This is a genomic window from Moorena sp. SIO4G3 (assembly GCF_010692305.1).
GTDB classification, from domain to species: domain Bacteria; phylum Cyanobacteriota; class Cyanobacteriia; order Cyanobacteriales; family Coleofasciculaceae; genus Moorena; species Moorena producens_A.
In genome coordinates this window covers 1-5,860 of record NZ_JAAHIG010000489.1, presented here as the reverse complement: position 1 = coordinate 5,860, position 5,860 = coordinate 1, and the positions used below count along the sequence as shown (strand labels likewise).

General features: G+C 42.9%; 8 protein-coding genes. 6 read left to right on the top strand and 2 right to left on the bottom strand.

Going from position 1 to position 5,860, the window contains the following annotated elements; genetic code table 11:
* Nucleotides 1-635: hypothetical protein (locus F6J99_RS40850; RefSeq protein ID WP_293122101.1), on the top strand; the 635-nt coding region annotated here is incomplete at its 5' end.
* Between the two features lie 82 nt (nucleotides 636-717).
* On the opposite strand, the gene F6J99_RS40845 is transcribed toward F6J99_RS40850, so the two are convergent.
* Complete coding sequence (locus F6J99_RS40845) at nucleotides 718-849, bottom strand: hypothetical protein (protein ID WP_293122098.1); 132 nt, start codon at nucleotides 847-849, stop codon at nucleotides 718-720.
* Nucleotides 850-1,140: 291 nt separating this feature from the next.
* Between F6J99_RS40845 and F6J99_RS40840 the strand changes: the two genes are divergently transcribed.
* The 3 genes from F6J99_RS40840 (at nucleotide 1,141) to F6J99_RS40830 (ending at nucleotide 2,343) form a co-directional block, all read left to right on the top strand.
* On the top strand, nucleotides 1,141-1,293 hold the full coding sequence (locus F6J99_RS40840) for a hypothetical protein (protein ID WP_158517130.1): 153 nt from the start codon (nucleotides 1,141-1,143) through the stop codon (nucleotides 1,291-1,293).
* Between the two features lie 680 nt (nucleotides 1,294-1,973).
* Nucleotides 1,974-2,126: a hypothetical protein gene (locus tag F6J99_RS40835; protein WP_158517130.1), complete on the top strand. Its 153-nt coding sequence runs from the start codon at nucleotides 1,974-1,976 to the stop codon at nucleotides 2,124-2,126.
* A gap of 49 nt (nucleotides 2,127-2,175) precedes the next feature.
* The gene (locus tag F6J99_RS40830; protein ID WP_293122094.1) at nucleotides 2,176-2,343 is read left to right on the top strand and encodes a hypothetical protein; all 168 of its coding nucleotides are present in this window, start codon (nucleotides 2,176-2,178) and stop codon (nucleotides 2,341-2,343) included.
* A gap of 298 nt (nucleotides 2,344-2,641) precedes the next feature.
* Here the strand turns inward: F6J99_RS40830 and F6J99_RS40825 are convergent, their stop codons facing one another.
* A complete protein-coding gene (locus F6J99_RS40825; protein ID WP_293122091.1) occupies nucleotides 2,642-2,848 on the bottom strand; it encodes a hypothetical protein in 207 nt (68 codons plus the stop codon).
* Between the two features lie 529 nt (nucleotides 2,849-3,377).
* Here F6J99_RS40825 and F6J99_RS40820 point away from each other — a divergent pair.
* A complete protein-coding gene (locus F6J99_RS40820; protein WP_229424317.1) occupies nucleotides 3,378-3,836 on the top strand; it encodes a helix-turn-helix domain-containing protein in 459 nt (152 codons plus the stop codon).
* Nucleotides 3,837-4,229: 393 nt separating this feature from the next.
* Nucleotides 4,230-5,860 (top strand): POTRA domain-containing protein (locus tag F6J99_RS40815; RefSeq protein WP_293122088.1); only part of this gene is annotated, 1,631 nt, incomplete at its 3' end.

Genomic DNA, 5,860 nt, shown 5'->3' with positions numbered 1-5,860 from the left:
AAACAGACCAAGCTAATCAGGGACAAGATAGCAGTGCTGGGGATGTATCATTAGAGGTTAATGGTAATGTTACTCTCGCTGATAATACCAGACTTGATATCGAAGCTGAAAAGGATCAGGATATCCCCTCGGACGATGAAAAGATTAATGATATCTTTGCCAATACTGAAACAGCCAAAGATGGAAACATCGCTATCACCCTGCAAGGCTTATTGATAAATTTCAGGTTACAGGAAGGTCGGACTCCATTTAATGATATTTCTGCTATTAGTTTTACAGGGAATTCGTCTTTATCTGGGTTATTGGAGATCAATGGCACCCTTAATTCTAATCAGGATCCTGGCAACTTACCAATATCAATAGTTAACCCCTCACAATTAATTGTTGCTAACTGTCCCAGGAGTGGAAAAGTAGCACTAACTGAACCAAACAGGATCGAAAAAGTTACTTCTACTCCTACCTCTGAGGTCAGTTACTTGCCCATGAGAGGAAAACGCCCCACTGCCAATACTCCTACTCCTGTTCGTCCGAAGAAAATAGTGGAAGCTCAAGGTTGGACTGTGGGCGAAGATGGTACAATTATCCTGACGGCGGAATCCTGTCACTATCGAGAATTTAAGCAATTTGGGAAATAAAGCGATTGACATGCAGTCACGCTAAGCGCGATCGCACTGTATAAGAATAGCGCGCTAGTTAAGTGCCTTCAGCTTAATCCAGCTACTGTTGCTGATTTGAGCAATTTGGAGAGAATGCGATCGCGCTAGCTGGATAAACATTGGGTGAAAATCCGTTATTGTCGGAAATTCCAGCAATTTGGAGAGAATGCGATCGCGCTAGCTGGATAAACATTGGGTGAAAATCCGTTATTGTCGGAAATTCCAGCAATTTGGGGAAATCATGCGATCGCGCTAGCAACAGCAACTTGCTGAGTTATCGTAAATTCCAGCAATTTGGGATAATCACGATAATGCTAGCAACAGCAACAAAGGGTGAAAATCGGTTATTGTTGGAATTTCCAACAATTTTGGAAAATCATGGGATAGCACTAGCAACAGCAATGGGCGGAAGTAGCGCGAAAATTCGATCAATTTCGGATAATCATGATAATGCTAGCTTGAGCAATTCCGTGAGTTATCGTAAATGCCAGCAATTGCGGATAATCACGATAGAGCTAGTTATCGAAAATTCCAGCAATTGGGGATAATCACGATAGAGCTAGCTGAATCAACAAGGGGTGAAAATCCGTTACTGTCGGAAATTCCAGCAATTTGGGAAATCATGCGATCGCGCTAGCAACAGCAACTTGCTGAGTTATCGAAATTTCCAGCAATTTGGGGAAATCACGATAGCACGTTGGTTGAGCAACAAAACGTGAAAATCCTTGACTATTGGATATTTCAGCAATTTGGGTAAATCACGATAGCACGTTGGTTAATCAATTTCGTGAGTTATCGAAAATTCCAGCAATTTGGGATAATCATGATAATGCTAGCTTGAGCAATTTCGTGAGTTATCGTAAATTCCAGCAATTGGGGATAATCACGATAGAGCTAGTTATCGAAAATTCCAGCAATTGGGGATAATCACGATAGAGCTAGCTGAATCAACAAGGCGTGAAAATCCGTTACTGTCGGAAATTCCAGCAATTTGGGAAATCATGCGATCGCGCTAGCTGGATAAACATTGGGTGAAAATCCGTTATTGTCGGAAATTCCAGCAATTTGGGAAATCATGCGATCGCGCTAGCAACAGCAACTTGCTGAGTTATCGAAATTTCCAGCAATTTGGGGAAATCACGATAGCACGTTGGTTGAGCAACAAAACGTGAAAATCCTTGACTATTGGATATTTCAGCAATTTGGAATAATCACGATAGTGCGTTGGTTAATCAATGCACGGTAGTTATCGAAAATTCCAGCAATTTGGGATAATCATGATAATGCTAGCAACAGCAATTTCGTGAGTTATCGTAAATGCCAGCAATTGCGGATAATCACGATAGAGCTAGTTATCGAAAATTCCAGCAATTGGGGATAATCACGATAGAGCTAGCTGAATCAACAAGGGGTGAAAATCCGTTACTGTCGGAAATTCCAGCAATTTGGGAAATCATGCGATCGCGCTAGCTGGATAAACATTGGGTGAAAATCCGTTATTGTCGGAAATTCCAGCAATTTGGGGAAATCATGCGATCGCGCTAGCAACAGCAACTTGCTGAGTTATCGAAATTTCCAGCAATTTGGGATAATCACGATAATGCTAGCAACAGCAACTTGGTTATTACGGAAAATTCCAACAATTTTGGATAATCGCGATCGCGCTAGCAACAGCAACAAAGGGTGAAAATCCTTTACTGTCAGAAATTCCAGCAATTTGGGGAAATCATGATAGGGCTAGCAACAGCAATGGGCGGTAGTTATCGAAAATTACAGCAATTTCGGGAATAATGCGATCGGGCGTTGGTTGAGCAACAAAGGGTGAAAATCCTTTACTGTTGGAAATTCCAGCAATTTACGAAATCAGGCGATTGGCCTAAGGCTACGCTAAGCGATCGCGAAGCGTGGCCTTAGGCCAATCGCTTTTAGCGGCTCGTACCAAGCATCGCGCCTTCTTGAGCAACAAAGCATGCTCAGGCCAAACCCTACTCTTCACTCCCCTCAGTTTCTTGATCCATAAGCTCAGGCAAATCAAAAATAATCAGAAATTCCCCATCAGGCATCAGGCGTTTAAGCACCCGCAAATGCCCTTCAGCATCAGACCGGTTCCGGTACCGACCAACAACCACCCGTTGCATCCTAGGCAATAGCCGGATGATTGCCCACGGGTATAGGCGTTCGGCATAAGTCATACTTTAGGTATCTCCTTAACTGGGGGTCTAGAGCCAGCCTTTGGCCTTGGGAAAACTTGGGGCTGGCTCTTAACGCTTTCGCGTCTATGTCTCTATTTTAACATAAAAAATATTTTATTATAACATATTTTGCAAATTTTTGTAACAAAGTCTTGAGGGAATCGGGAGTCGGGAGTCGGGAGTCGGAACCCACCCCTAACCCCTCCCAGGAGGGGAACGGGAATCGGGAGTCGGGAATCGGGTAAAAAAAATTAGCGCTATATAAATTTGGCTAAAGTATAGCGCTATTTTCAGCTCATCACTTAATCAACCTAAACATCCCATAAGACTCTAAAATATCAGCGCTATATAAATTTGGCTAAAGTATAGCGCTAATTTAAACTCATAACTTAATCAACCCAAACAACCCTTAGCATACATAAAGACTAGCGCTAGATAACTTGTAAAGTTTTGCAAAAAACTAACACAACCTGAAATTAATGTGTTAGCTTAACTATAAGGTTAGCGCGATAGTAAAGGGCAACAAAAGATGAACCAACAAATGAACCAACAAGCCAAGATCGTCGGAACTACCCAAGCAGCCTTTCTTCTAGGGATTTGTGTCCAACGAGTTCGGCAACTTTTGAAAAATGGCAGAATTAAGGGCGCTCAAAAAGTAGGCAGATTTTGGCAAATTCCCCTATTTAATGGCTTGCCCAGGGTCAGTCCCGGTCGCCGTGGACCCAAGGGAACCTGGAGAAGAGGTTTCCAGAAGGTGGCGACTTACATCCACGTCAACCAGAACGTAATCAAGCAAAATAAAAAGCACGACACCTACAAGCCTGTGCTGACCGTCAAACAAGGCAATCGCAACACCTACGGTCATTATGTAGAAATCAAGGGTCCATCTCGGTTAGTCTATCAACCCAATTGTCCTAAGGATTGTGGGGCTACGGTGTGGCTAGAAGTTGACTCTTCTGTAGAAATTCTCACTAAAGTGTTTAGTTAATTGCAGGATGGGTATTAGCTTGGGGTCATTCCAGGTGGAAGCTGCTGGTTTGCGTAGCTTAAGAATTAAAAAAATAAGGTATAAAATTGAAGGTTAAAACTTTAATGTTATTGGTCAAGGGTTTGTGACAGTTCAACTCAAACAGCAAAAATGCTTCACTCGGAGTAACGGAAGCAAAAGTTATCCCTAGATCACTCGTAGATCTACTTACTAGTCACATTCAGCGGACGCAAAATTTATCCCTAGATACACTGATATATCTACAGATCTATTACATTAGTTCTCAATTTCTTCCCTTACTCTTGACTACTGTTGGTTTTATTTGCCACTCTATCACCAGGAAAACTAATTAATAGTTCTTACCTACTAAAAACAATTGCGATATGGTAAGTAATGTTTAGATTTGTTGCAGTAGTCAGGAGTTCATCTTTGTTAACCTTGGGTGCATTAGCAGTTGTCAGTAGCCTAATTTTAAAACCGTTAGAAGCTGGAGCTGCTGTTAATGATCAGAGTCTAGTCTTCGTAAAGGATTCATTACCACAGGAGCCAGTGCCAATTCCAGAGAACTTGAACAAAGGGGATAATCAGGTTTTAGGGAGCGACACTGTAAAAAATGTCAACACCATGGGTATTAACCAGCTCCTGAGTCCTCCAGCCCCAGCAAAAATTAGTCAAGCCCTACCTCCAAACCTACCTCCGGGTATAGAGCTGCCGGAGGATCGGCTGCCGGATAGACCCCCCTCTCTGGAACCAGCGCCAGAACCCCAACCTCCCCAGAAACTTCCTCCTGTGGACGAACTTCTTGACCCATCTGCTCCTAGCCCTGATCTACCGGATGAAATTCTTGAGGACATTCCAAAACAAATTTTCATTAAACGGTTTAATATTATTGGCTCAACGGTATTCAGCCAGGAAGAATTAGCGGAAATTACCGATCGTTTCCTCAATCAACCGATTTCCTTCCCAACATTATTTAAAATCAGGTCTGAGATTACCAAGTTATATGATGATGAAGGATACGTTAACTCTGGAGCCTATATCCCACCTCAGCAACTTGAAGATGGGATAGTAACCATTGAGATTATCGAAGGGGAATTAGAAGATATTATTGTCAAGGGTCTGAGTCGGCTTAATTCTAATTACATCAAAAGCCGTCTTGCGATCGCTACCAAGAAGCCTCTGAATGTAAGGCACTTACTACAAGCCTTACAAATGCTGCGACTCGACCCTTTAATTGCCAACATCTCAGCTGAACTGTCGGCGGGTGTTGAGCCTGGGGAGAGTTTGCTAGAAGTAACAGTAACTGAAGCCGATACCTTCAGCACCCAAATAACATTAGATAATGGACGCTCTCCGAGTGTAGGAAGCTTTCGGCGTCGTCCCAAAATTCGAGAAGGCAATTTACTGGGATTGGGAGATGCCTTAGAATTCAACTACACCAACACTGATGGTAGTGATACCTTTGATGTTAGCTACACCCTACCGATTAATCCTCGTAATGGCACCCTGCGCCTCGCCTATGGGACAACCTCTAGTGAAGTAATTGAGCCTCCCTTTGATAGGATAGATATTGACTCAGAATCACGGTTTTATGAAATAACCCTGCGTCAGCCTGTATTCCAAACTCCTACCGAAGAAGTAGCTATTGGTATAATAGGCTCACGCCAGGAAAGTGAAACATCTATATTAAATAGGCCTTTTCCTTTATCAGCAGGAGCTGATGATAAAGGGCGTACGCGGATTAATGCCATCCGGTTATTCCAAGAGTGGACTAAGCGCAGTGAGCAACAAGTTTTAGCAGCTCGTTCCCAGTTAAGTATCGGGATTAGTTCAGGAGATACTACTATTAATAGCGGTAGGGGTGAACCAGATAGCAATTTCTTCGCTTGGCGTGGTCAAGGCCAATGGGTAAGGCTACTGGCACCAAACACTATATTATTAATCCGAGGGGATGTGCAACTAGCAGACCGAAGCTTGGTACCATTAGAACAGATAGGGATTGGCGGTTTAGAGAGTGTGCGGGA